Genomic DNA, 20,206 nt, shown 5'->3' with positions numbered 1-20,206 from the left:
AACCATGCCCGCACCAGCCGATCTCACGCACCCCGACCGCGAGGCGATCGAGCTGCCGGCCGTGCTCTTCGCACTCAGCGATCCGGACCGACTCGAGATGGTGCGGCAACTCCGGGACGGACCGATGGACGCCGCGAACTGCACTGCCCTCGACCCCACGATCCCGAAGTCGACGAAGTCCCACCTCATGAAGGTGCTCCGCGAGGCCGGCGTCATCCGGAACGAGCCGAACGGTCGCCACCGCACGCTCACTCTGCGGCGTGATGACCTCGACACCCGGTTCCCGGGCCTCCTCGACGCCGTCCTCGACGCCGACTGACGAGCACTCCCGCTCTGGCATTCGCGCCGCATCGACGGGAGCTGCCAGAATTGTCGGCGCGGTGATCGACCGCGCAGACGACGACAGGGGGCTGGGGAACATGGGAACGCTGCGGTACGGGAACGAAGCACTCGAACTCGAGGATCGGACCCTCGCCCATGTGCAGATGGTCGTCGTCTCCAAGCTCCGCAAGGGCGAGGCGTTCCTCCTCTCCTGGACGATCGACCCCGCACACGGCTCGGGCCGCTACGCCATCTGGATCGAGACCGGCGTCCCCATCGTCTTCCGGTTCACCGGCTCACGCCCGGTCGCACTGAACCGCACCTGGTTGCAGGCCATGCTCGACCGCACCTACACGCCGGCGGGGCTCGAGCTCATGCCGGAGACCGACTACCCGGAGCTGTCCGCCGACAACTGAGGCACCGCCACCAGCACGATCCCGAGTAGCACAAGCGATCCGACCGTTCAAGCATCGGTCGTCCGACACGTGCTCGATTACCATCGGATCATCGAAGGTCGGGGACTTCTGAGAGTCGGCTCGAGCGGTGCCTGGAGGGCCCGCAGCGCGCGGTCGAAATCGTCGAAGACATTCGGAGGCGGGTCACACGGATCAGACCGTGCGGCCCGCCTCGTATCTGCGATCGCCGCTTGATGCAACGGCGCTCGACGACGCGTCGAGCAGGATGGTCGCGGACGCACGCGGGCCGAAACGCTCGGCGAAGTCGATCTCATTCGGGAGCCAGACATCGCGCCACAACGATTCGTGGTCGCGGCCGAGTCGTTGATCGCGAGCCATTCCGCGCTCGGCGGCGGTGTTCAGGTCGACATCACACCACACGGTCACGTCGAGACTGGGAAGCGCCTCAGGGTGCAGGAGCCCGATGAGGTCGACCACGAGGATATCCGCCTTCGGGAGCGACTCCGGCGCGCCGAGGGCCCGTGCCGACCAGTCATACCGACGGAACTCGCTCTCTTGACGCGCCCGGAACGGATCCAACACGGTGGTCACGAGGCGTCGACGATCCACCCCGTCCCAGTCGGATGACCGCCTGTGCGAGCGAGCCGGGTCGAGGAAGTCGTCGCCCCTGATGCGCGCCGCCCGTGGGAGTTCCGCGACCAGACTTCGCGCGAGTGTCGACTTCCCTGAGCCGCAGTAGCCCGAGATGCCGACAGTGATGGGATGCGCCGTTTGCTGCGAATGACTCTCGACATGGTCGATGAGGGCGCGATATTCCATATGTTGACCATACAAGTGACCAGTCCACGCTGGGTAGGCCGAAGACTCTCGCTCTGCCGGTGGCGGCCTGCGCCTGTGCCGCTCGCGGCAAGTGCCGGGGCGGCTCAGGGCTGCGGCTGCCCCTCGGGCTCGGTGCGGTCGATCGAGTCGACGGCCTCGCGCATGCGGTCGAGGAAGTCGACGATGCCGGCCGCGATCTCCGGTTCGATCCCGGTGGTCGCCTCCATCATGCGGTGGTGCATGTGGCTCAGGGTCTTGCGGACCTCCGAGTCGGCGAAGTCGGTGGTCGAGACGGTGACGCGGCGACGGTCGGTCTCGCTCGGCCGACGGACGACGTGACCCGCCGCCTCCAGGCGGTCGAGCATGACCGTGACCGATGAGGTCTTGATGCCGAGGTAGGCCCCGAGATCCGTCGGGCTGACCAGGCGGGTTTCCTGCTTGGCGCGCAGCATGAACCGCAGCGCGAGGAGGTCGTTCTCGCCCATGTGCATCTCGTCGCGGGTCCGACGACGCATGGCGGCCTCGGCGGCACGGTACAGACGCATGGCCTCGAGCATGCGGCGGCCGCGCTCGTGCTCATCCTGTTCGTACCAGTAGTGCTGCGCGTCAACGGCTTGGGCGGTCATGAAGTCCAACAGTAGTGGTTCTCGTAACGAGATTGTCTAGCGGAGTCCGGATCGCGATGTCAAGTGGGGTACATGCAGACGCATGAATAGCTAGATTCTCTAACAACACAAACGTTGAGCAAGGAGCAGTCATGAGCACGGTGTTGGAGCGAGGCACGGGGACCACGGTCGCCTGGGCCGAGCCGGACGCGACCCTCTGGGTCGCCTCGGTCGACGGCGAGTACGCCGGCATGGTCGAGTTCCGGGACGGCCGCTTCGTCGCCGCCTCGAGCACCGGCAAGGACCTCGGGGTCTTCGTCTCCCTGCTCCGCGCCAAGGAGGCGGTGGAGAACGGCCCGGCGAAGACGCTCCAGTTTCCGTACGTCGCCGCTGTCGCCGCGTCCGCGATCGTGTCCGCGACCGCCGTCGCCTTCACCGCGTTCGCCGTCCTCTAACCACTCCGTGAAGCGCTCGCTCGAGGTGCTCCCGGACGGCATCCTCGCCGAGCGCGCCGCCGACGGAGACGCCACCGCCTTCGAGGTCCTCGTCTTCCGGCACGGTTCGCTCATGCGCGCCTACGCCGTCCGCGTGCTGGGCAACCAGTCGGAGGCGGAGGACGTCGTGCAGGACGTCCTCATCCAGGCGTGGGGCCAGCTGGACCGACTGAACGACCCGAACGCGGTGAAGTCCTGGCTGATGCGCATGGTCTCGAACCGGGCGATCGACCGCATCAGACGCCGCCGCGAACACAGCGAGATCGAGGATTGGAATGCCCCCGCTCCGTCCCATCAGTCCCCGGAACGGGTCGTCGAGGTGCGCATGCAGATGAGCGCCCTCGCTTCGGTCCTCGACCGACTCCCTGCCATGCAGCGTGAGTGCTGGATGCTCAAGGAGACGGGCGGGCTGTCGTACGTCGAGATCGCCGAGTCGCTCGGGGTCCCGGCCTCGACGGTGCGCGGCCAGCTCGCGCGGGCCAGACAGACCGTCCTGCGGGAGATGGAGGTGTGGCGATGAACGACGACGACCACGAGTCCATGCTCGACGACCTGGCCGGCGCCGACCTCGACGGGCACACCATCGATGAGCTCTCCGACTACCTCGACAGCGGCCGTGAGCCCCTCGACCCCGACATCGAAGCCTCCCCCGGCTGCCAACTCGCCCTCGACGCCCTCCTCCGACTGCGCACCCAGACCTGGGCACTGCTCAAGTCGGAGGCGGCGACGCACTCCGAGCAGGACCGCTCCTGGATGCACGCGGTGCTCCAGAACATCTCGCTCGAGGCGCACGCCGGTCGGGACATCCCGCTCAGGCACCCCGACCCCGAGGTGCACCTGCGCATCACGGAAGGCTCCGTCCGCACTCTGATCCGCGGGGTGGGCGACAGCGTCGGCGGGGTCATCGTCGGTCGGGTCCGCCTCGACGGCGATGTGACGACCCTGGACGCGCCGATCACGGTGGCGATCACCGCCTCGGCCGCGTTCGGCAACAACCTCGAACGGCTGTCGCAGCTCATCCGGGATCGCGTCGTCGCGGAACTGGCCACGCACACCGAGCTCAACGTGGTCGCCGTCGACGTCACGATCATCGACATCCACACGCAGCGCGTCGCCCGGCCGGAGGACTCCTGATGGACACCGATGCCGCGCTCTCGCAGCAGCTCACCGCCGTCGTCGCCGCGACACCGGGGGTCACGACGGTCCACGCGTCCGGGTCGCCGATCCGTGCGGTCCTGCGGACCGTCGCCGACGCGGTCGGGCGTGACGACGACAAGCCGACGAAGGTGGCCGTCGGTCGCGGAGCCGACGGCGCGCTGACGATCGGCGTGACCATCGGCGTGACCGACGGGGCTCCGGTCCCGGCGACCCTCCGTCTCGTCGGCGACGCGATCCGCGGCGTGCTCGCGACGTCGATGGCGGAGACGCCGATCCATGAGATCGACGTCCGCGTGTGCCGGATCGAGGACGCAGCACCGCTGGGAACGCCGCTCACGGGCGCGGCGACCACGCTGTAGACCCCGTCAGACAGGCGCCGGCTCCTGCTGCACCGAGGGTGCCGTGCCGGTCGTCCGCGCGCGGTGGCGGCGTTCGATCGCCTGGCCGACATAGCTCGCCACGATGATCAGCGCCGCACCGAGCGCACCCAGCGGGCCGATCACCTCCCCCGCGATGAGCACGCCGACGAGGAGCGCCCAGACGGGTTCCGTCCCCATGAGGATGCTCGCGCGCGAAGCCGAGGTCCGCCGCACCGCCCACAGCTGGACGACGAATGCGAACACGGAACACAGCAGACCGAGGAACAGCACGTCCAGCCAGCCGTGCAGATCGAGCAGCGTGACAGCCGCAGCGAGACCGTCACCGGCGATGAGGCTGAACGCCCCGGCGCACACGAGCATCTGGACGAACACCACGCCGAGCGTGCTGTCGGTTCGACCTCGCGTCAGGTGCGCACTCGACGTCACGTGCACCGCACGGACGACGGCCGCGGCGATCACGAGCGCGTCGCCCGCGGTGGGTGCGCGGAGACCGCCGTCCGACACGAGCAGCGCGACACCGACCACGGCTGCGACCGCGGCGACGAAGTAGGACCTCGGGAGCCAGGACCGCGACGCGACACCGTCGAGCACCGGCGTCATGACGAGCGCGAGGCTGATGAGCAGCCCGGCGTTCGTCGCCGAGGTCAGGTGCACGCCCCACGTCTCGAGGCCGATGATCGCGGCCTGCGAGCAGCCGAGTGCCGCCGCGATCAGCAGGCCCCGTCGGCGAGGGAGCCGCTCCCGCCGCACGAGGCAGATGAGCCCGATGGCGATCACCGCCACCAGGAACCGCAGGGCGACCGCCGCCGGCACACCGGTGACGGCGGCGAGGTCCTTCGCCGCGAGGAAGCTGGCGCCCCACACCGCCGCGACCCCGACGAGCAGCACATCGACGATGAGTTCGGAGGGTGCGCGGCGGGCCATGCCGCTACTCTCCAGGAGACGGACACGATAGAACAGCAGGCAGTGTCTGGATCGACGATGAAGGAATGACTTATGGATCCCGCTCGCCTCCGCCTCCTCCGCGAACTCGGCGACCGCGGCAGCGTCGCCGCGGTCGCCGCAGCCATGCACGTCAGCGCCTCGGCCGTGTCGCAGCAGCTCGCCGCCTTGCAGGCCACGATGCCGGTCCCGCTCACGGAGAAGCACGGGCGTCGACTCGTCCTGACCGAGGCCGGCGAGGCCCTCGCGATCGCCGCGTCACGCGTGGAGGAGGCACTGGCCGAGGCACGGGACGCCGTGGACTCCTTCCTCCAGCATGAGCAGCGCCCGGTCAGCGTCTCCGCGTTCCACAGCGCCGGCCTGGCGTTCTTCGGACCGCTGCTCACGCAGGTCGGGACGGGAGCGGAGCCGGTCGCGACACCGCGGCTCCTCCTCGCCGACGCCGACGTCGCGCAGGACCGGTTCGCCGGGCTCACGGCGGACTACGACCTCGTCATCGCCCACCGGCTCCCGCACGAGCCGGCGTGGCCGCTCGACCGCCTCGTCGTGACACCGCTGCTCGTCGAACCCCTCGACATCGCGATGCACGAGGCGCATCCGCTCGCGGCGCGGTTGGAGCTGCGACCGGAGGATCTGCGCGACGAACGCTGGATCTCCACGCACGAGGGCTTCCCGCTCGCCGGCGTCCTCCATCATCTGGGCGCGCTGAGCGGCCGGGCGCCGCGGATCGACCACCGTATCAACGAGTTCTCGGTCGCCGCCCAGGTCGTCCGCACGGGGGCGGCGATCGCCGTCATGCCGCGCACCACGGCGGCACCGTTGGCGGTCGACGGCATGGTCCTCCGACCGGTCGCCGGCGCGGTCCTCGTCCGGCATGTCGACGTCCTGGCGAGACCGGAGGCGATGGCGCGATCCGCGGTCCGGTCGGTGCTCGCCAGCCTCCAGCGCGTGGCCGCCGACGCGACACGCTGAGCTCGTATCAGCCCTCCGACGAGACGTCCACCCCCAGTCGCCCGACGTCCAGGAGGCGCAGGGTGGAAGGACAACGACGAAGGAGCATCCATGCGCGCACTCACGTACCAGGGTCGCCGTTCGGTGTCGGTCGAGACCGTCCCGGACCCCGCGATCACCGCCCCCACCGATGCGATCATCCGTGTCACCTCGGCAGCCATCTGCGGCTCCGACCTCCACCTCTACGAACTGTTCGGCCCGTTCCTCGACCGCGGCGACGTCCTCGGCCACGAGACGATGGGTGTCGTCGAAGCCGTCGGCTCGGAGGTCACCCGCGTCGCGGTCGGCGACCGGGTCGTCATCCCGTTCACGATCGCGTGCGGCGAGTGTTTCATGTGTCGCAACGGGCTGCAGTCGCAGTGCGAGACGACCCAGGTGAAGGAGCACGGCAGCGGCGCCTCCCTGTACGGCTACACGAAGCTCTACGGCCAGGTGCCGGGCGGACAGGCCGAGTTCCTGCAGGTCCGACTCGCCGACGCGAACTGCATCGTCGTCGGTCGCGACCTGCCCGACGAGTCCTACCTCTACCTGAGCGACATCCTCCCGACCGCCTGGCAGGGCGTCGAGTACGCCGGGGTGCCGGACGGCGGCTCGATCACCGTGCTCGGCCTGGGCCCGGTCGGCCAGCTCGCGGCTCGCATCGCCAAGCACCGCGGTCTCGAGGTCTTCGCCGTGGACCCGGTGCCGGAGCGCCGTGCCCTCGCCGAGCGCTACGGCATCCGTGCCCTCGACCTCTCGGACGACGTGGTCGCTGAGCTCCGCGACGCCACCGGCGGACGCGGCCCGGACGGGGTCGTCGACGCCGTCGGCATGGAGGCCCACGGCTCACCGATCGCGGCTGCGGCACAGACGGCCGTCGGCGTGCTGCCCGACGCGATCGCGCGACCGGCCATGGAGCACGCCGGCATCGACCGGCTCGCCGCGCTGCACACCGCGCTCGAGCTCGTCCGCCGTGGCGGCGTCGTGTCCCTGAGCGGCGTCTACGCCGGTGAGGCGGACATCATGCCGATGAAGTCGATGTTCGACAAGCAGGTGTCGCTCCGGATGGGTCAGTGCAACGTCGCCCGCTGGATCCCGACGCTGCTCCCCCTCGTCGAGGACAGCACCGACCCGCTCGGCGTCCTCGACCTCGCCACCCACCGGGTGCCGCTCGCCGAAGCTCCGGCGATGTACGAGACGTTCCAGAAGAAGGAGGACGGCTGCATCAAGGTCGTCCTGAAGCCGTCGGCGTAACCGCCCACAGCACGAAACGACCCGCGCCGATCATTCGGCGCGGGTCGTTTCGTGTCAGGCGCTCAGCAGTGCGTCAGGGCCCGGTCACCAGTCCGTCGGACCGGCACTCCCCGCCTCGTACTCCTCGAGCGGCGTCTCGCCAGCGGCCCAGGCGGTGACGACCGGGGTGACGATGCGCCAGCACTGCTCGGCGATGTCGCCGCGCACCGACAGCAGCGTGTTCTCCTGCAGGAGGCCGGCGAGCACCTGCGCGTAGGCGCTCAGGGTCGCGGCTCCAGGGTCCGCCTCGAGCTCGACCCGGCGCAGGCCGTCGACGTCATCGGCTCCGGTCACGATGAGGTCGAGGTGCACCGCACCGCCCTTGAGCGACATGCGGAGGACGGTGTCGGAGTGTCCGTCGGGAGCGTCCAGTCCGGTCGGCGCAGTCGAGCGGCGGAAGTGCACGGCGACCTCGCGGCGCGGGTCACCGATGCCCTTGCCGGAGCGCAGGACGAACGGCACGCCCTGCCAACGCGGGGTGTCGACCTGGAGCAGGAGCTGTGCGAGCGTCTCCGTCTCGCGGGAGGCGTCGACGTCGGGCTCGTCCACATAGGAGGGGAAGAGCCGGTCGCCGACCCGGCCCTCGGTGTAGCGGGCGCGACGGGCCGTCGACGGATCGTCCTTCCACAGCCGGACGGCGCCGAGGACCTCGGCGATGCGGTCGTGGACGTCGGTCGGCGTCACCGCGTCCGGCCGCTCCATCGCGGTGAGGGCGAGGACCATCAACAGGTGGCTCTGCAGCATGTCGCGCAGAGCGCCGGTCTGGTCGTAGAACGCCGCACGACCCTCGAGCCCCAGCTCCTCGTCGTAGAGGATCTCCACCTTCTCGATCTGTTCCGCGTTCCAGCCCGCCTCGAGGAGTCGGTTGCCGAAGCGGAGGCCGAGCATCCCGAGCACGGTCGCGTTGCCGAGGAAGTGGTCGATGCGCCACAGACGCTCCTCCGGCACGACCTCGGCGAGCGCCGCGTTGAGCGCCTGGGCGTCAGCGAGGTCGTCGCCGAAGGGCTTCTCGATGGCGATGAGGAGGTCGTCGGGCAGGTCGATCTGCGCGAGCGCCTCGGCGACCTTGCGCCCGGCGGACGGTGGGAGCGCGATGTAGAGGATCGGCGAGCCGGTGCAGGCGTCGAGCAGTGCACGCAGTTCGTCGGGGTCGGAGGCGTCGGTCGGGATGAACTCCGTCGTCGACACCAGCACGTCGACGGTCCGGGCCCCGATGCCGGCATCCTCGAGACTGGCGCGGACGGTCGCACGCCACTCCTCGTTCGGCTGCGGCGTGCGGGCGGCACCGATGATCTGCAGCGAGATGTCGCGTGCGGCGTCGACGACCTCGCCGAGGCCGGGGATCAGGAGCCGCTTGGCCAGGTCGCCGTTGGCGCCGAGGATCGCGATGGTGCGCTTCGTCGGTTCCAGCGACTCCGCGTCCGGGATGCCGGGTACGGTGTCGGGATCGGGCTGGGTGGTGGTGTCGGACTGGTCGCTCATGATTCCATCCTGACCGAGAGCCGGATGATCGTCGTGGGGTTGCGCACGCCCGCGCCCCGGTCACTGAGCAGCACTCGGTCACTGAGCCTGTCGAAGTGCCCCCGAGCACACGTCCACGGCCACAGAACGACTCCCCGTAGGCCCTTCGACAGGCTCAGGGAACGGGCGCCCCGCTCACCGAGCCGACCTCGGTCACTGAGCCGACCTCGGTGACTGAGCCAACTTCGGTCACTGAGCTTGTCGAAGTGCCCCCGAGCACACGTCCACGGCCACAGAACGACTCCCCGTGGGCCCTTCGACACCTCGACAGGCTCAGTGCGGCGCAGCTCGGGGAACGGGCGCCCCGCTCACCGAGCCTGTCGAGGTGCGCGCCTACTTGTCGTTCTCGGCGAGCCAGGCGTAGGACTCGGCGACGCCGCCGAAGATCTCCTTGCTGTAGCCGTCGAACTCCACGACGCGGGTCGCGTGCGGTGCGGCAGCGAGGATCGCCGGGATGTCGACCTGGCCCTGACCCGCGGGCTGCTGGTTCGCGAACGCCTGAGCGAGCGCGTCGGGCACGACGAGCGCACTCTCGCTGCTCGGCAGTGCGGTGGCGATGTCACCGGAGATGATGCCGTCCTTGATGTGCAGGAACTGCACGCGGTCACCGAGCGAACGGAGGAACGCCGGGGTGTCGGCACCGCCGACCGTCGACCAGAAGGTGTCGATCTCGAGGACGACCTCGGGCGACAGCTGCTCGACGAACAGCTCGAAGATCGGGCGCCCGTCGACGTGGGTCGAGAACTCCCAGTTGTGGTTGTGGTAACCGAACTTCAGGCCGGACGCCGCTGCTTGGACGGCGAGCTCGTTGACGCGCTCGGCGAGACGTGCCGCGTCGTCGGCGGTCTGCCAGCGATCGGTGGGGATGAAGGGGTCGATGACCGTCCCGATCCCGAGCCGCGATGCCGCGTCGAACGCGACCGCCGGGTCGGCGGCGTCGATGACGGGCGCGTGGCCGGACGGGGCCGTGACACCAGCGGCGGCGAAAGCGGTCTCGAACTCGGCAGCGCGCTCGACGAACGCGTATGGCTCGACCTTCGTGAAGCCGATCTCGGCGATGCGGGCGACGGCGCCCTGCAGGTCCTCGGCGATGGCGTCGCGGACGGTGTACAGCTGCACGGACGGTGCGCTCATGGGTACTCCTTCGTAGCTTCGGGCGGGCACCGACGGGCGCTTCCGCGCGTGTCTCCCACAGCGCGGAACCGCTTCTGTCGACTCGTCGACAAAAGTACCCGAGGTGAGTCTAGCGACAGAGACTGGACGTGCGGGGCGCCGAGGCACTCATAGGCTGGAGAATCGACCGACCATCAGCGAGGGTGCACCATGTCAGAACCGAACCGGACGAAGCGGAGATCACCACTGCGCGCGATCGTCATCATCGGCGCCCTCACCCTGATCGCCGTGGTCGTCTACGCGCTGACCCTGAACCCGAACGTGTTCACCGTGCTCGTCATCTGCATCGTGATCGTGGTCTCGATCGAGGCGCTGACGAGCAGACCCGACCGGCCGTAGTCCGACCGGTGGCGGGACCGTTACTTCTCGGAGCGCTTGAGGGACTTCTTGACCGCGCGCTCGGCGAGGACGGTCACGTAATCCTGGACAGGACGCTCGGCGAGCGCGCTGACCTCTTCGCGCACGAGCTCGCCGATCCGAGCGGAATCGACCCCCGAGTACTTCTCGCTCAGCTTCGCAGTGAGCTGACGGATGATCTCTTCGTGGTCGATCTCAGTTGCCATGGACTCAGTATCAACCCACAGTTGTTGCCTGGGCTGTGAATCGCGACTTCCGTCCGCCGCTGTTCTCCCGCCGGACACCTGGCCGCCGCGATCCGTTCACCCTCCCCATCGGGCACCCGCCGAGGATATTCTGACCGCGATGTCGATTTCCGTGTTCGCCGTTCGACGTCAGAGTGAGGCGGGCGATCAGCGCCCCTGACGACAGGAGAAGACGATGTCGAAATACATGCTCATCATGCGCAACAGCGGGTCCGTCGAGAAGCTCGAGGACATGGACTTCGAAGCGGTCATCAACGCGATGGGCGCCTACAACGAGTCGATGATTAACGCCGGCGTGATGGTCGGCGGTGACGGCCTCACCGACGCCGCACAGGGAGCCGTGGTCGAGTTCACGACCGAGGCCCCGATCGTCACCGACGGCCCTTACGGCGAACTCCACGAACTCTTCAACGGGTTCTGGACCATCGAGGTGGCCACCCGCGAGGAGGCCATCGAATGGGCCGGCCGTGCGCCGCTCGGCCCCGGCAACAAGATCGAGGTGCGCCGCGTGACCGACGAGACGGACTTCGCCGACCACGCCGACAACGAGTACCTCCAGAAGGAGAAGGAGTGGCGGGCGCAGGAAGGCGTGGCGAAGCCCGCGGCCGACCCGGCCTGAGCACGACCGACGCGAGACGGACATGACCGACGCCGACCTGACCGACACCGGCGCGGCGGACGGCGATGAGGCCGCCCGCCGCGTGGTCGACAGCGTCTGGCGGATCGAGAGCGCGCAGATCGTCGCCACCCTCACGAAGCTGACCGGCGACCTCGGTCTGGCGGAGGATCTCGCCCAGGAGGCGCTGCTGGAGGCCCTCGAGCAGTGGCCGCGCGACGGCGTGCCGCGCAACCCGGGTGCGTGGCTGACGATGGTGGCGAAACGTCGCGCGATCGACGGTTGGCGACGCCGGGCGGCATTGGACGAGCGGTACCGGTCGCTCGCCCGGGATCTTGAGCAGGCGAGCGACCTCGACTGGGAGCCGATCGGGGACGACGTCCTGCGTCTCGTCTTCACCGCCTGCCACCCGGTGCTGTCGCGGGAGTCGCAGGTGGCGCTGACGCTGCGGGTCGTCAGCGGGCTCACCACCCAGGAGATCGCCCGGATGCTCCTCGTCCCGGTGCCGACGGTGCAGGCGAGGATCACCCGCGCCAAGAAGACGCTCGCCGCGGCCAACGTCCACTTCGAGGCGCCGGACCCGGCCGAGTGGCCGCGGCGCCTGTCGGCCGTCCTCGGCGTCGTCTACCTGCTCTTCACCGAGGGGTACGCGGCGACGAGCGGACCGACCTGGATCCGCGCCGAGCTCGCGAACGAGGCGCTGCGGCTGGGCCGACGGTTGGTCGCGCTCGTCCCCCGCGAGCCGGAGGCGCACGCGCTCGTCGCGCTCATGGAGTTCCAGGCCTCACGCTTCGCCGCCCGCGTCGCACCCGACGGCTCCGCGACCCTGCTCGCCGACCAACACCGCGAGCGCTGGGACCGGGCGCAGATCGGCCGCGGAACGGCGGCGCTGGCCCGCGCCGACGCGCTCGGCCGGGGACGCGGCGCCTACGCACTGCAGGCGACCATCGCGCAGTGCCACTCGGTCGCCCCCAGCGTGGACGCGACGGACTGGGAGCAGATCGTGATCCTCTACGAGGCGCTCGAACGGATCGCCCCCAATCCGGTCGTCGAACTCAACCGCGCGATCGCGGTGTCGATGGCGACCGGCCCGGCGACGGCGCTCCGCATCGTCGACGGCCTCGCCGACGATGCGTCGCTGCGGGGGTCGCATCTCATCCCGAGCGTCCGCGGCGAACTGCTCGCACGGCTGGGGCGCACCGAGGAGGCCCGCTCGGAACTCCTGACCGCCGCGCACCTCGCAGCGAACGACCGTGAGCGCGACGTCCTGCTGCGGAAGGCCGCCGGACTGCCGCAGTGAACCGCGTCTCCTGCGACCTCAGCGTCCGGACGACACCTGCGAGGGGCGATCGAAGCGCTGCCCCTCGGGCTTCGACGGCAGCAGCATGAGGACGAGGACGATGATGCTCCCGACAGACGGCACGAGGGTGAGGAAATAGTACGGGCCGGGGAACCCTGCATCGTGCAGGCGCCGCCAGGCGATCGCCAGGCTCGGCACGATGAGCGCCACCCAGGCGACGAGCAACAGTACGACGCCGACGATGAGCAGGACGCGCACGCCGAACCCCATGGGTCCAGGGTCCGCGAGGTCGTATCCGCTCCCGGACAGCCCCTGCTCCTGCGCGGCAGCCGTCGCCGCGGAGACTGCGGTCATGATGGCGCCGATGGTGATCAGCAGCGTCGGGATGAGCATCAGGAGCGTCGTGAGCAGCGCACTCCACCAGTACTCGCTGAGCGACGCGCGACCCGAGAAGTTCGCGTACTGCTTGAAGAACCGCTTGGTCGCCTGGCGGAACGTCGCCCCGTAGAGCGGCAGGGTCAGGTCGTCCGGCGAGCTGGCGCCCCGGGGCGGGGGTGCAGCCCACTGTGGCTGGCCGTACGGCGCCTGGCCATACGGCGGCTGGCCATACGGCAGCTGGGACTGCGGACCTGGAGGGTTCGGAGGATACGTCATGACTGCTTCCGGATCGCTGGTCGAGGTGCCTCCAGTATGCCCGGCATGGCGACCGGGGCATCGGGGCGGATCACTCCGACGCGGCCTCCCAGCGCAAGAGGTCGCCCGGCTGGCAGTCGAGTGCGACGCACAGCGCTTCGAGCGTCGTGAATCGGACCGCCTTCGCACGGCCGTTCTTCAGTACCGCGAGGTTGGCCGGTGTCACCCCCACGAGCTCCGACAGGGTACCGACCGACATCTTGCGGCGAGCCAACATGACGTCGATGTCCACGATGATCGGCATCAGATCACGTCGTCCAACTCGGAACGGAGCCCCTGCGCCTCGATCTCGCGGTCGACGGCCTGACGCAGCAGGGACCGCATGACCACGACCACGAGGGCGACACCGGCGGTCACGAGCGCGGCGCCGCAGAGGAGACCGATGACCCCCGGCGCGATCCCGCCCGGAGCGAGGAGGACGGCGAGCCCGAACGTGAGCAGCGCGGACACGGCGATCGCACCGATGATGACGTCGACGAACCGGAACGAGCGAGCCGAGAAGACCCGCCCCCGACGGACCAGGTCGAGGAGCGCCCAGACACACACGGCGCAGAGCTGGAAGGTGATGATCTCGGCGATCACGATGATCGCGAACAGGGTCCGCGGCACCTCGTCCACGCCGTCGAGGTCCGCCCAGAGCAACGGGACCATCACCACCTGCACCACCAGCGAACCCACCAGAGCGACCGCGAGGATCACCCGCAGCACCAGGACCGTCACTCCGCGCATCGCGCACCTCCATCGAAGAACAATGGAAAGCTATCGTTATTCGATAGATTGCGCAAGCCGACGCCATCCCGCTCCCTGAGCCATTCCGGTCCCTGAGCCCATCCGGTCCCAGAGCCCTTCCAGTCCCCGAGTCCGTCGGGTCCCAGGACCATCCCGGTCCCAGAGCAATTCCGGTCCCTGAGCCTGTCGAAGGGCGCACTCAACCTCGGAACGCCTCCTGACGACGCCTCGCGACGAGCAGCACACCGGAGAGGAGGGCGAGTGCGGCGATGAGCAGCGCCGCGGACGGCGCGGCGCCGGTCCTGGCGAGGTCGTCGCCACCACCGCCCCCGCCGGCTCCGGGCGCCAAGGCACCGGGGCTTCCGACAGACGTGCCCGGGAGGGCTCCACCGCCCGTCACCTGCAGCGAGGCCGTCGCCGCGCGATCGGTGGTGACACCTCGGAGCTCGACCGTGTGCACCCCGTTCGGCGTCGAGACCGGCACGGCGACGACACCCGAGACGGCACCCGAGCCGTCGGCGGTGAAGGTGGCGAGCCGCACCGGGTCGGAGAAGAGCGTGACCGTCACCTGCTCACCGGCGCCGAAACCCGAACCGGCGACCGCGAGGGAACCGCCCGCCGTCACCGATGAGGCACCGAGGACCACCCGGGCGCCGTCCCCCGGCTCCGGGTCGACGGGCGTCTCGACGACCGTGACGGTCACCGAACGCTCGGCGCCGACATTGCCGGCGACGTCGGTGGCGCGGTACCGCACGAGGTGCTCGCCCGGTTCGTCGAGCACGAGCCCGGCATCGGAGACCGGCGACCAGCCGGCATCGTCCTGGCCGGCACCACCCGAACCCGCGTCGCCCGACCTCACTGCCGCTTCGACCATGGCGACCCCGGAACCCTTGTCCGTCGCGTCGAACCGCACGGTGACCGGTCCGGTCGCGGGGGCCTCCGGTGTGGTGACCGCCTCGACCTCCGGCGCGGTCGTGTCGATGTCCACGGACAGGGCCACCGGTTCGGAGACGTTCCCAGCAGCGTCGGTCGCGCGGGCCGCGACCACGTACCCGCCATCGGCGCCGAGCATCAGCACCCGCGTCTCCGGGTCGAACGCCTCGACCTCCTCCGCCGGCGTCCACGCGCCGTCGCCGAGCCGGAGTTCGACCATCGGGGCGTCGTCGACGTCGTCGTCAGCGTCGACCGCGACCGACACGCCCTCGCGATACCAACCGGCCTCGCCCGTCGGCTCGGCCGGACTCGACGCGAGCGTCACGGTGGGCGCCGTCGTGTCCGGCTCCCCCGCCGGAGCGACCGCGTTCGCCGTGATCTCCAGGATCCCGACGGATCCGCCCTGTTCCGCCGCACCCCAAGCCTGCATGCGCACCCGGAGGGCCGACGTCGCGACCGGTGTGAAGCCCACGGCGTTGGCGACGTCGCGGTCCCGGGTGTACGGGTCCGTGGTGTCGACCGGCACCCAGGAGCCGTCCGCGGCGAGCGTCTCGACCACCCAGCTGCGCGGCGGGATCACCCCCACGTTCGCCTCGTCTGCGGCGTCGGCGAAGAAGTGCACCGACGCGGCGTCGAGCGTGACCTCGCGGTCCCAGCTCAGCTGCACCCACTGCTCACCGACCATCGGCCAGGTGCCCCAGGACGCACCCGAGGCACTGCCGTCGTTGACGGCGTCGACCGTGGTCCACGGCGAGGAGTAGGAGGCGGTCGCCGTGGCGAACGACGCGATGTCGCCCTCGAGCGGGGCGTCCGCCGAGCGCTGCACGGTGATGGCGGTGACCGCCGACACGTTGCCGGCGGTGTCGCTCGCACGCAGGTAGACGTCGTGCGCCTCGAGGTCGAGCATGACCGGCGCGGTGTACGGCTCCCAGGCGTCCTGTCCGTCGACGGCGACCTCGAGGCCCGCGAGACCGGACGCGGTCTCCGGCGCGCCAGGATCGGCGGCCGACGCCGTGACCGCGTGGCTCTCCGCATCGAACGCCGCGTCGACGGTCGGTACACCGGAGTCGATCCGGAACGACGCGTTCCAGACCTCGGAGGTGTTCCCGGCGGCGTCCGTCGCCCGGATGGCCACGCTGTGCGGTCCGTCACCGGTGATCGTCTGCACGGCCGTCCGCTGCCCGGCGACGGCGGTCCAGTCGCCGCCGTCCCGCTGGAACTCGATGAGCGGCGTGGGGTCCGCCGCGTCGAGCGCCGTCGCCCGCAGCGTGACGTCACCGAGGAACCAGTCCCCCGCGCCGTCGACGCCGATCGTCTCGACGTCGAGCGTCGGCGCTTGGGTGTCCTCGGTGACCGTGCCGTCGATGACCGTCACGGTCGCCTCGACGCGGCCGGCCGCATAGCCCTCGGCGGTGCCGAGCACGGTGAAGGATCCGGGCGCGGCGAGCTGGTCCGCGGGGACGGGGTCCCAGTGCACGGTCGCGCGGACGGAGCCGCCCGTCGCGTCGTCGAGGAGCACGGTCTCCGGGAGGAGGGGCTGCGTCCCGGTGATCGTCGACACGACGACCGGCTGATACCCCGTCGTCTCGGCGGCCAGCACGCGCCACTCCTCGACGGCGAGCGCCGAATACGCCGGCGGGTTCGCCCCGTTGGACGAGGCGTTGAGCACCGCCCGGAGCCGGGTGGTGGTGACCGGTTCGAAGGTCACGGTGTGCTCCGCGGTCGTGGAGGTCGGGTAGCCGCTCGGGTTCACGACGTCGACCCAGGCTCCGGACTTCCAGGACTGCAGCCTCCAGCTCGACGGGTCGGACACCCCGTTGCCGGTCCCCGGTGCGACGTCGCGGAAGAACTTGATCGATGCGCTGTCGATGCGCACGGGGCGGTCCCAGTCGTACTGGATCCACTGCTGGGCGGGACGCTCCGCCGACCAGCTGCCCCACATGTCGGGCGGCAGCGGGTTCGGTCGGATCGTCTCGTCGTTGAGGGCGTCGATCCAGTACTGCGTCGGGACGGGCTCGTTCGAGGCCGAGGCGGTCGCCCAGGGTGCGACGTTGCGCCGTGGGCTGAGGTCGGGGCCGCGCTCCGGGGTCGTGACGACCTCGCGCATGGTCGGCGGCACGGTCGTGTCGTCCCACTCCACGCTGTCGATGGCGACCGAGCGACGGAAGTGGTTCCCGCCGACGGCGTCGGCCGTGTGGTACGCGATGTACCACTCGCCCTGGAACTCGGTGATGGCCGGGTGCGAGGTCGTGGACGACACGGGGGCGAGGACGCGGCCGCGCTGGGTCCACGGCCCGAAGGGCGAATCGGCCGAGGAGTACGCGATGCACGCGTGGTAGGTCGCCGGGGTGCAGGTGGAGTCGGGTCCGGCGTTGTTCGCCGCGTAGGCGAGGTAGTAGGTGGCGCCGCGCTTGAACAGCCACGCCGCTTCGAAGAAGCCGTCGACACCGGAGGAGATCGTGCGCACGTCACCCGTGAGCGTCACCATGTCGGCTTCGAGCTCGACCGCGCGGAGCTGACTGAAGCTGCCCCAGTAGAGGTAGACACGACCGTCGTCGTCGACGAAGACCGTGGGGTCGATGTTGTGGATCGTGTTGCCGAGGATGGCCTGGGAGATGATCGGGCCGCCGACCGCGTCCGTCCACGGGCCGAGCGGGTCGTCGGCGACCGCGACGCCGATGCCGAACTGGTCCTCCGACGTGCTCGCCGCCTCGTGGACCGGGACGTACCAGTAGAAGCGGCCGTCGGCACCCTCCACGACCTGCCCCGCGTAGGCGCGGCCGGAGGTCGCCCAGTCGAAGACGGTCTCAGGACGCATGAGCGACGGGTGGTGCTCCCAGGTGCCGGAGTCGGGATCGCCGGTGGAGAACGACTGCCACTCGTTCATGATGAAGTCGTTCGTGGTTGGGCCGGCCTCGTCCCGCCCCGCGTAGATGTAGAGCTCGTCGTCGACGACCAGGGTGGCGGGGTCCGCCGAGTACACGGAGCCGTCGCCGATGATGGGGTTCTGCGTGGCCGCCTCAGCCGGTGGTGAACCGACGACGACCGTGAGCAGTGAGGCGAGGACGGCGGTCGCGGCTCCGAGAGCGGCGAGGCGGAGGGGACGAGACACGAGGATCTCCAGTGATCGGTGTGGTGGTGCGGGTGGCCCTTCGACAAGCTCAGGGACCGGGGTAGGGGACCGGGGTAGGGGCTCACGGACCGGGGTGAACGGGCCCAGGGACCGGCGCAGGGGGCAGGGGCGGCAGCCGGGGCAGGCCCGGGGAGCGGGATGCGCTCCCCGGGCCTGCCGAGGCGATCAGACGAGCGGTCCGGTCGGTCCGCGCTCGAGCTGCGTGCGTCCGGCCCGCTGGCGGGCGATCAGCACGGCGGCGGCTCCGAGGAGCACCGCGAGGGCGGCGAGGCGACCGAACGTGGCGGCCTCCTCGGGCACACCGGTCGACGCGATGGCGTCCGGCGTGCTGGCACCCGGCGTGATGACGGTCACCTGGGCCGTCACCTCGCCGCCCGGAAGGACCAGGGCGAGCGTGTGGACGCCGGCCGTGGTCGTGTACGGGACGGTGAACACCGCGTTCGCCGTGCCGTCGGCACCCACCGTGAGCGTCCCGAGCGTCACCGGCGTCGACCGCAGCTCAACGCGGAACACCGCGCCCGGCCGGGCTCCCGTCAGCGACACCGGCAGCGCTCCGCCGGGGGCCACGCTCGTGACGCCGAGTCGCAGCACCTCGTCACCCGTCAGCGAACCGCTCGGTTCGCTCGGGCCGGGCGTCGGCGTCGGGTCGACCGGGGTCGGCGTCGGCTCCGGCGTGACCGGCTTCGCGGGGACGTCGACGGAGACGGACTCCGAGACGTTGCCCGCGACGTCGGTGGCGCGGACGGCCACCGTGGTCGCCGCTTCACCTGTGGCGACGGGTGCGGTGTACGTGGACCACACCCCGTCCCCGACCCGGACCTCCGTGAAGGCGACACCGGAGTGCTCGTCCTCGGCGGTCACGGTGACGGTGCGCGCGGTGCCGTCGAACGTCCCCGCGGCTGTCGGGACGGTCGCATCGCGCCGCACCTCCACGACCGACGGCTCCGACACGTTGCCGGCGGCGTCCGTTCCACGGAAGGACACCGTGGCGACCCCGTCATCGGTCACGACGACCGGGCCGGTGTACACCGCCCACTCGCCGGTCCCGACCCGCGCCTCGAGGGTCGCGACGAGGTCGCGGTCGTCGACGGCGGTCGCCGAGACGCTCACGTCCTCGCGGAACCATCCGGAGGCGGGCCGCTCGGGGGTGACCGTGGTGGTCACGACGGGAGCGGTGACGTCCGGGACCGGCTGGTCGGCCGCCTCGAACACCTGCCACTCCTTGATCCCGAGGCTGCCCTTGCCGCTCTCGGTGCCCGAGGCCTCGAGGAGCAGACGCAGCTTCGTCGTCGTCACCGGGGTGAAGGCGACCGGGTTGAACGCGTCGACCTCGGTCCCGTACGCACCGAGCGCCTCGACGTCGACCCATGCGCCGGCGCCGTCTCCGGCCTCGGCGTCCCAGTACTGCGCCTTCCAGGACGCCGGGACCTCGATGCCGAGGCCCGCGTCGTCGAGGTTCGAGACGAAGTACGCCCCGGTCTCGCCGACGGTGACCGCCTCCGCCCAGTCGTACTGGACCCACTGCTGACCGATCTCCGGCCACGCGCCCCAGACGGTCGCGTTGTCGTTCGGCGTGACATCACCCGATGAGGTCGGAGCGACGTCGTCGTTGAGGCCGTTCACCGTGTTCCAGGCGGCCGTGAACGAGGCCGTGGGGACGGCGCCGATCGCGACGTTCCGGCGGAGCTGACCGTCGCTCTTCTGCACGACGACCGTGGTGTCCGCAGACACGTTGCCCGCGGTGTCGGTGGCACGGAAGTGGACCGTGGTCTCCTCCAGGCCCACGAGGACCGCCTTGGTGTAGGGCATCCACTCCGCCGCGTCACCGATGCGGACCTCGATGGAGGCGAGGCCGGAACCGGCGTCCGTCGCGGTCGCCTTGACCGTGCGGGCCGCGGCGTCGGCGACCGGGGTCACCGACGGCGCTGTCGCGTCGATCCGGACGGTGACGTCGGAGGAGGCGGAGCGGTTGCCGGCGGAGTCCGTCGCGCGGGCGGCGACGGTGTGGACACCGTCCCCGCTCACGGCGACCGGACCGGTGTACGGAGCCCAGGCGGCGTCGTCGACCGACACCTCGACGACGGGCGC

The 20,206-nt window shown here is 70.4% G+C and carries 22 protein-coding genes; 11 read left to right on the top strand and 11 right to left on the bottom strand.

The genetic code is table 11. The annotated features are described in order from the left end of the window. Positions 1–4 precede the first annotated feature (4 nt). Together IFU11_RS16255 and IFU11_RS16250 are read left to right on the top strand one after the other, a co-directional pair. Positions 5–319 carry an ArsR/SmtB family transcription factor gene (locus IFU11_RS16255; protein WP_064295809.1) on the top strand — a complete coding sequence of 105 codons (315 nt, stop codon included), beginning with the start codon at positions 5–7 and terminating at the stop codon, positions 317–319. 61 nt (positions 320–380) lie between these two features. After that, complete coding sequence (locus IFU11_RS16250; RefSeq protein WP_137242720.1) at positions 381–737, top strand: DUF7882 family protein; 357 nt, start codon at positions 381–383, stop codon at positions 735–737. A 192-nt stretch (positions 738–929) separates the two neighbouring features. Here IFU11_RS16250 and IFU11_RS20355 read toward each other — a convergent pair whose 3' ends face one another. Continuing rightward, positions 930–1,328, bottom strand: a complete 399-nt coding sequence (locus tag IFU11_RS20355) for a hypothetical protein (RefSeq protein ID WP_244631851.1) — start codon at positions 1,326–1,328, stop codon at positions 930–932. Positions 1,329–1,660: 332 nt separating this feature from the next. Further along, positions 1,661–2,182, bottom strand: a complete 522-nt coding sequence (locus IFU11_RS16240) for a MarR family winged helix-turn-helix transcriptional regulator (protein WP_192019617.1) — start codon at positions 2,180–2,182, stop codon at positions 1,661–1,663. 131 nt (positions 2,183–2,313) lie between these two features. On the opposite strand from IFU11_RS16240, the gene IFU11_RS16235 reads away from it, so the two are divergent. The 4 genes from IFU11_RS16235 to IFU11_RS16220 are packed head-to-tail and all read left to right on the top strand — an operon-like array spanning position 2,314 to position 4,172. Beyond that, positions 2,314–2,616, top strand: a complete 303-nt coding sequence (locus tag IFU11_RS16235) for a hypothetical protein (protein ID WP_124768103.1) — start codon at positions 2,314–2,316, stop codon at positions 2,614–2,616. 7 nt (positions 2,617–2,623) lie between these two features. Next, entirely contained in the window at positions 2,624–3,175 is a 552-nt protein-coding gene (locus tag IFU11_RS16230; protein WP_085511244.1) for an RNA polymerase sigma factor, read from the top strand. Continuing rightward, entirely contained in the window at positions 3,172–3,789 is a 618-nt protein-coding gene (locus IFU11_RS16225; protein WP_240043982.1) for a hypothetical protein, read from the top strand. Before IFU11_RS16230 ends, IFU11_RS16225 begins: the two co-directional genes overlap by 4 nt. Continuing rightward, a complete protein-coding gene (locus IFU11_RS16220; protein WP_192019616.1) occupies positions 3,789–4,172 on the top strand; it encodes a hypothetical protein in 384 nt (127 codons plus the stop codon). The genes IFU11_RS16225 and IFU11_RS16220 overlap by 1 nt, the downstream gene beginning before the upstream one ends. A 6-nt stretch (positions 4,173–4,178) precedes the next feature. Here the strand turns inward: IFU11_RS16220 and IFU11_RS16215 are convergent, their stop codons facing one another. Next, complete coding sequence (locus IFU11_RS16215; protein ID WP_192019615.1) at positions 4,179–5,117, bottom strand: DMT family transporter; 939 nt, start codon at positions 5,115–5,117, stop codon at positions 4,179–4,181. Between the two features lie 72 nt (positions 5,118–5,189). On the opposite strand from IFU11_RS16215, the gene IFU11_RS16210 reads away from it, so the two are divergent. Continuing rightward, positions 5,190–6,107 (top strand): LysR family transcriptional regulator, encoded by a 918-nt coding sequence (locus IFU11_RS16210; RefSeq protein WP_192019614.1) that lies wholly within the window; start codon positions 5,190–5,192, stop codon positions 6,105–6,107. Between the two features lie 90 nt (positions 6,108–6,197). Then, the gene (locus tag IFU11_RS16205; RefSeq protein WP_192019613.1) at positions 6,198–7,379 is read left to right on the top strand and encodes an alcohol dehydrogenase catalytic domain-containing protein; all 1,182 of its coding nucleotides are present in this window, start codon (positions 6,198–6,200) and stop codon (positions 7,377–7,379) included. 84 nt (positions 7,380–7,463) lie between these two features. On the opposite strand, the gene IFU11_RS16200 is transcribed toward IFU11_RS16205, so the two are convergent. Together IFU11_RS16200 and IFU11_RS16195 are read right to left on the bottom strand one after the other, a co-directional pair. Then, positions 7,464–8,900 (bottom strand): glucose-6-phosphate dehydrogenase, encoded by a 1,437-nt coding sequence (locus IFU11_RS16200; RefSeq protein WP_192019612.1) that lies wholly within the window; start codon positions 8,898–8,900, stop codon positions 7,464–7,466. Between the two features lie 372 nt (positions 8,901–9,272). Continuing rightward, on the bottom strand, positions 9,273–10,073 hold the full coding sequence (locus IFU11_RS16195) for a sugar phosphate isomerase/epimerase family protein (RefSeq protein ID WP_079704551.1): 801 nt from the start codon (positions 10,071–10,073) through the stop codon (positions 9,273–9,275). A 189-nt stretch (positions 10,074–10,262) separates the two neighbouring features. On the opposite strand from IFU11_RS16195, the gene IFU11_RS16190 reads away from it, so the two are divergent. Next, on the top strand, positions 10,263–10,451 hold the full coding sequence (locus IFU11_RS16190; RefSeq protein ID WP_137242728.1) for a hypothetical protein: 189 nt from the start codon (positions 10,263–10,265) through the stop codon (positions 10,449–10,451). A 20-nt stretch (positions 10,452–10,471) separates the two neighbouring features. Here the strand turns inward: IFU11_RS16190 and IFU11_RS16185 are convergent, their stop codons facing one another. Beyond that, positions 10,472–10,675, bottom strand: a complete 204-nt coding sequence (locus tag IFU11_RS16185) for a three-helix bundle dimerization domain-containing protein (protein WP_064295795.1) — start codon at positions 10,673–10,675, stop codon at positions 10,472–10,474. A gap of 214 nt (positions 10,676–10,889) precedes the next feature. On the opposite strand from IFU11_RS16185, the gene IFU11_RS16180 reads away from it, so the two are divergent. Both IFU11_RS16180 and IFU11_RS16175 read left to right on the top strand, forming a co-directional pair. Continuing rightward, the gene (locus IFU11_RS16180; RefSeq protein ID WP_137242729.1) at positions 10,890–11,333 is read left to right on the top strand and encodes a YciI family protein; all 444 of its coding nucleotides are present in this window, start codon (positions 10,890–10,892) and stop codon (positions 11,331–11,333) included. A 22-nt stretch (positions 11,334–11,355) separates the two neighbouring features. After that, entirely contained in the window at positions 11,356–12,630 is a 1,275-nt protein-coding gene (locus tag IFU11_RS16175; RefSeq protein WP_192019611.1) for an RNA polymerase sigma factor, read from the top strand. 18 nt (positions 12,631–12,648) lie between these two features. Here IFU11_RS16175 and IFU11_RS16170 read toward each other — a convergent pair whose 3' ends face one another. From IFU11_RS16170 to IFU11_RS16150, 5 genes are all read right to left on the bottom strand, one after another. Continuing rightward, positions 12,649–13,284: a DUF805 domain-containing protein gene (locus IFU11_RS16170; protein ID WP_137242731.1), complete on the bottom strand. Its 636-nt coding sequence runs from the start codon at positions 13,282–13,284 to the stop codon at positions 12,649–12,651. A 70-nt stretch (positions 13,285–13,354) separates the two neighbouring features. Beyond that, positions 13,355–13,567 carry a helix-turn-helix domain-containing protein gene (locus IFU11_RS16165; protein WP_137242732.1) on the bottom strand — a complete coding sequence of 71 codons (213 nt, stop codon included), beginning with the start codon at positions 13,565–13,567 and terminating at the stop codon, positions 13,355–13,357. Beyond that, a complete protein-coding gene (locus IFU11_RS16160) occupies positions 13,567–14,052 on the bottom strand; it encodes a DUF2975 domain-containing protein (RefSeq protein ID WP_137242733.1) in 486 nt (161 codons plus the stop codon). Before IFU11_RS16160 ends, IFU11_RS16165 begins: the two co-directional genes overlap by 1 nt. Before the next feature lie 199 nt (positions 14,053–14,251). Next, positions 14,252–18,097, bottom strand: coding sequence for an OmpL47-type beta-barrel domain-containing protein (locus IFU11_RS16155; protein ID WP_192019610.1), 3,846 nt, complete (start codon positions 18,095–18,097; stop codon positions 14,252–14,254). 186 nt (positions 18,098–18,283) lie between these two features. After that, the coding region (locus IFU11_RS16150; protein WP_192019609.1) for an OmpL47-type beta-barrel domain-containing protein at positions 18,284–20,206 on the bottom strand (1,923 nt) is incomplete at its 5' end.

The sequence above is a fragment of the Plantibacter sp. CFBP 8804 genome, assembly GCF_014841225.1.
GTDB classification, from domain to species: Bacteria; Actinomycetota; Actinomycetes; order Actinomycetales; family Microbacteriaceae; genus Plantibacter; species Plantibacter auratus.
The sequence above is the reverse complement of the archived record's forward strand: the minus strand, read 5'-3'. Positions and strand labels throughout refer to the sequence as shown.

Coding starts and splice junctions, on each gene's coding strand:
- IFU11_RS16215 (WP_192019615.1), bottom strand. CDS start 5,117: ATGGCCCGCCGCGCACCCTCCGAACTCATCGTCGATGTGCTGCTCGTC.
- IFU11_RS16200 (WP_192019612.1), bottom strand. CDS start 8,900: ATGAGCGACCAGTCCGACACCACCACCCAGCCCGATCCCGACACCGTA.
- IFU11_RS16160 (WP_137242733.1), bottom strand. CDS start 14,052: ATGCGCGGAGTGACGGTCCTGGTGCTGCGGGTGATCCTCGCGGTCGCT.
- IFU11_RS16175 (WP_192019611.1), top strand. CDS start 11,356: ATGACCGACGCCGACCTGACCGACACCGGCGCGGCGGACGGCGATGAG.
- IFU11_RS16165 (WP_137242732.1), bottom strand. CDS start 13,567: ATGCCGATCATCGTGGACATCGACGTCATGTTGGCTCGCCGCAAGATG.
- IFU11_RS16235 (WP_124768103.1), top strand. CDS start 2,314: ATGAGCACGGTGTTGGAGCGAGGCACGGGGACCACGGTCGCCTGGGCC.
- IFU11_RS16185 (WP_064295795.1), bottom strand. CDS start 10,675: ATGGCAACTGAGATCGACCACGAAGAGATCATCCGTCAGCTCACTGCG.
- IFU11_RS16220 (WP_192019616.1), top strand. CDS start 3,789: ATGGACACCGATGCCGCGCTCTCGCAGCAGCTCACCGCCGTCGTCGCC.
- IFU11_RS16180 (WP_137242729.1), top strand. CDS start 10,890: ATGTCGAAATACATGCTCATCATGCGCAACAGCGGGTCCGTCGAGAAG.
- IFU11_RS16205 (WP_192019613.1), top strand. CDS start 6,198: ATGCGCGCACTCACGTACCAGGGTCGCCGTTCGGTGTCGGTCGAGACC.
- IFU11_RS16170 (WP_137242731.1), bottom strand. CDS start 13,284: ATGACGTATCCTCCGAACCCTCCAGGTCCGCAGTCCCAGCTGCCGTAT.
- IFU11_RS16195 (WP_079704551.1), bottom strand. CDS start 10,073: ATGAGCGCACCGTCCGTGCAGCTGTACACCGTCCGCGACGCCATCGCC.
- IFU11_RS16210 (WP_192019614.1), top strand. CDS start 5,190: ATGGATCCCGCTCGCCTCCGCCTCCTCCGCGAACTCGGCGACCGCGGC.
- IFU11_RS16240 (WP_192019617.1), bottom strand. CDS start 2,182: ATGACCGCCCAAGCCGTTGACGCGCAGCACTACTGGTACGAACAGGAT.
- IFU11_RS16225 (WP_240043982.1), top strand. CDS start 3,172: ATGAACGACGACGACCACGAGTCCATGCTCGACGACCTGGCCGGCGCC.
- IFU11_RS16255 (WP_064295809.1), top strand. CDS start 5: ATGCCCGCACCAGCCGATCTCACGCACCCCGACCGCGAGGCGATCGAG.
- IFU11_RS16190 (WP_137242728.1), top strand. CDS start 10,263: ATGTCAGAACCGAACCGGACGAAGCGGAGATCACCACTGCGCGCGATC.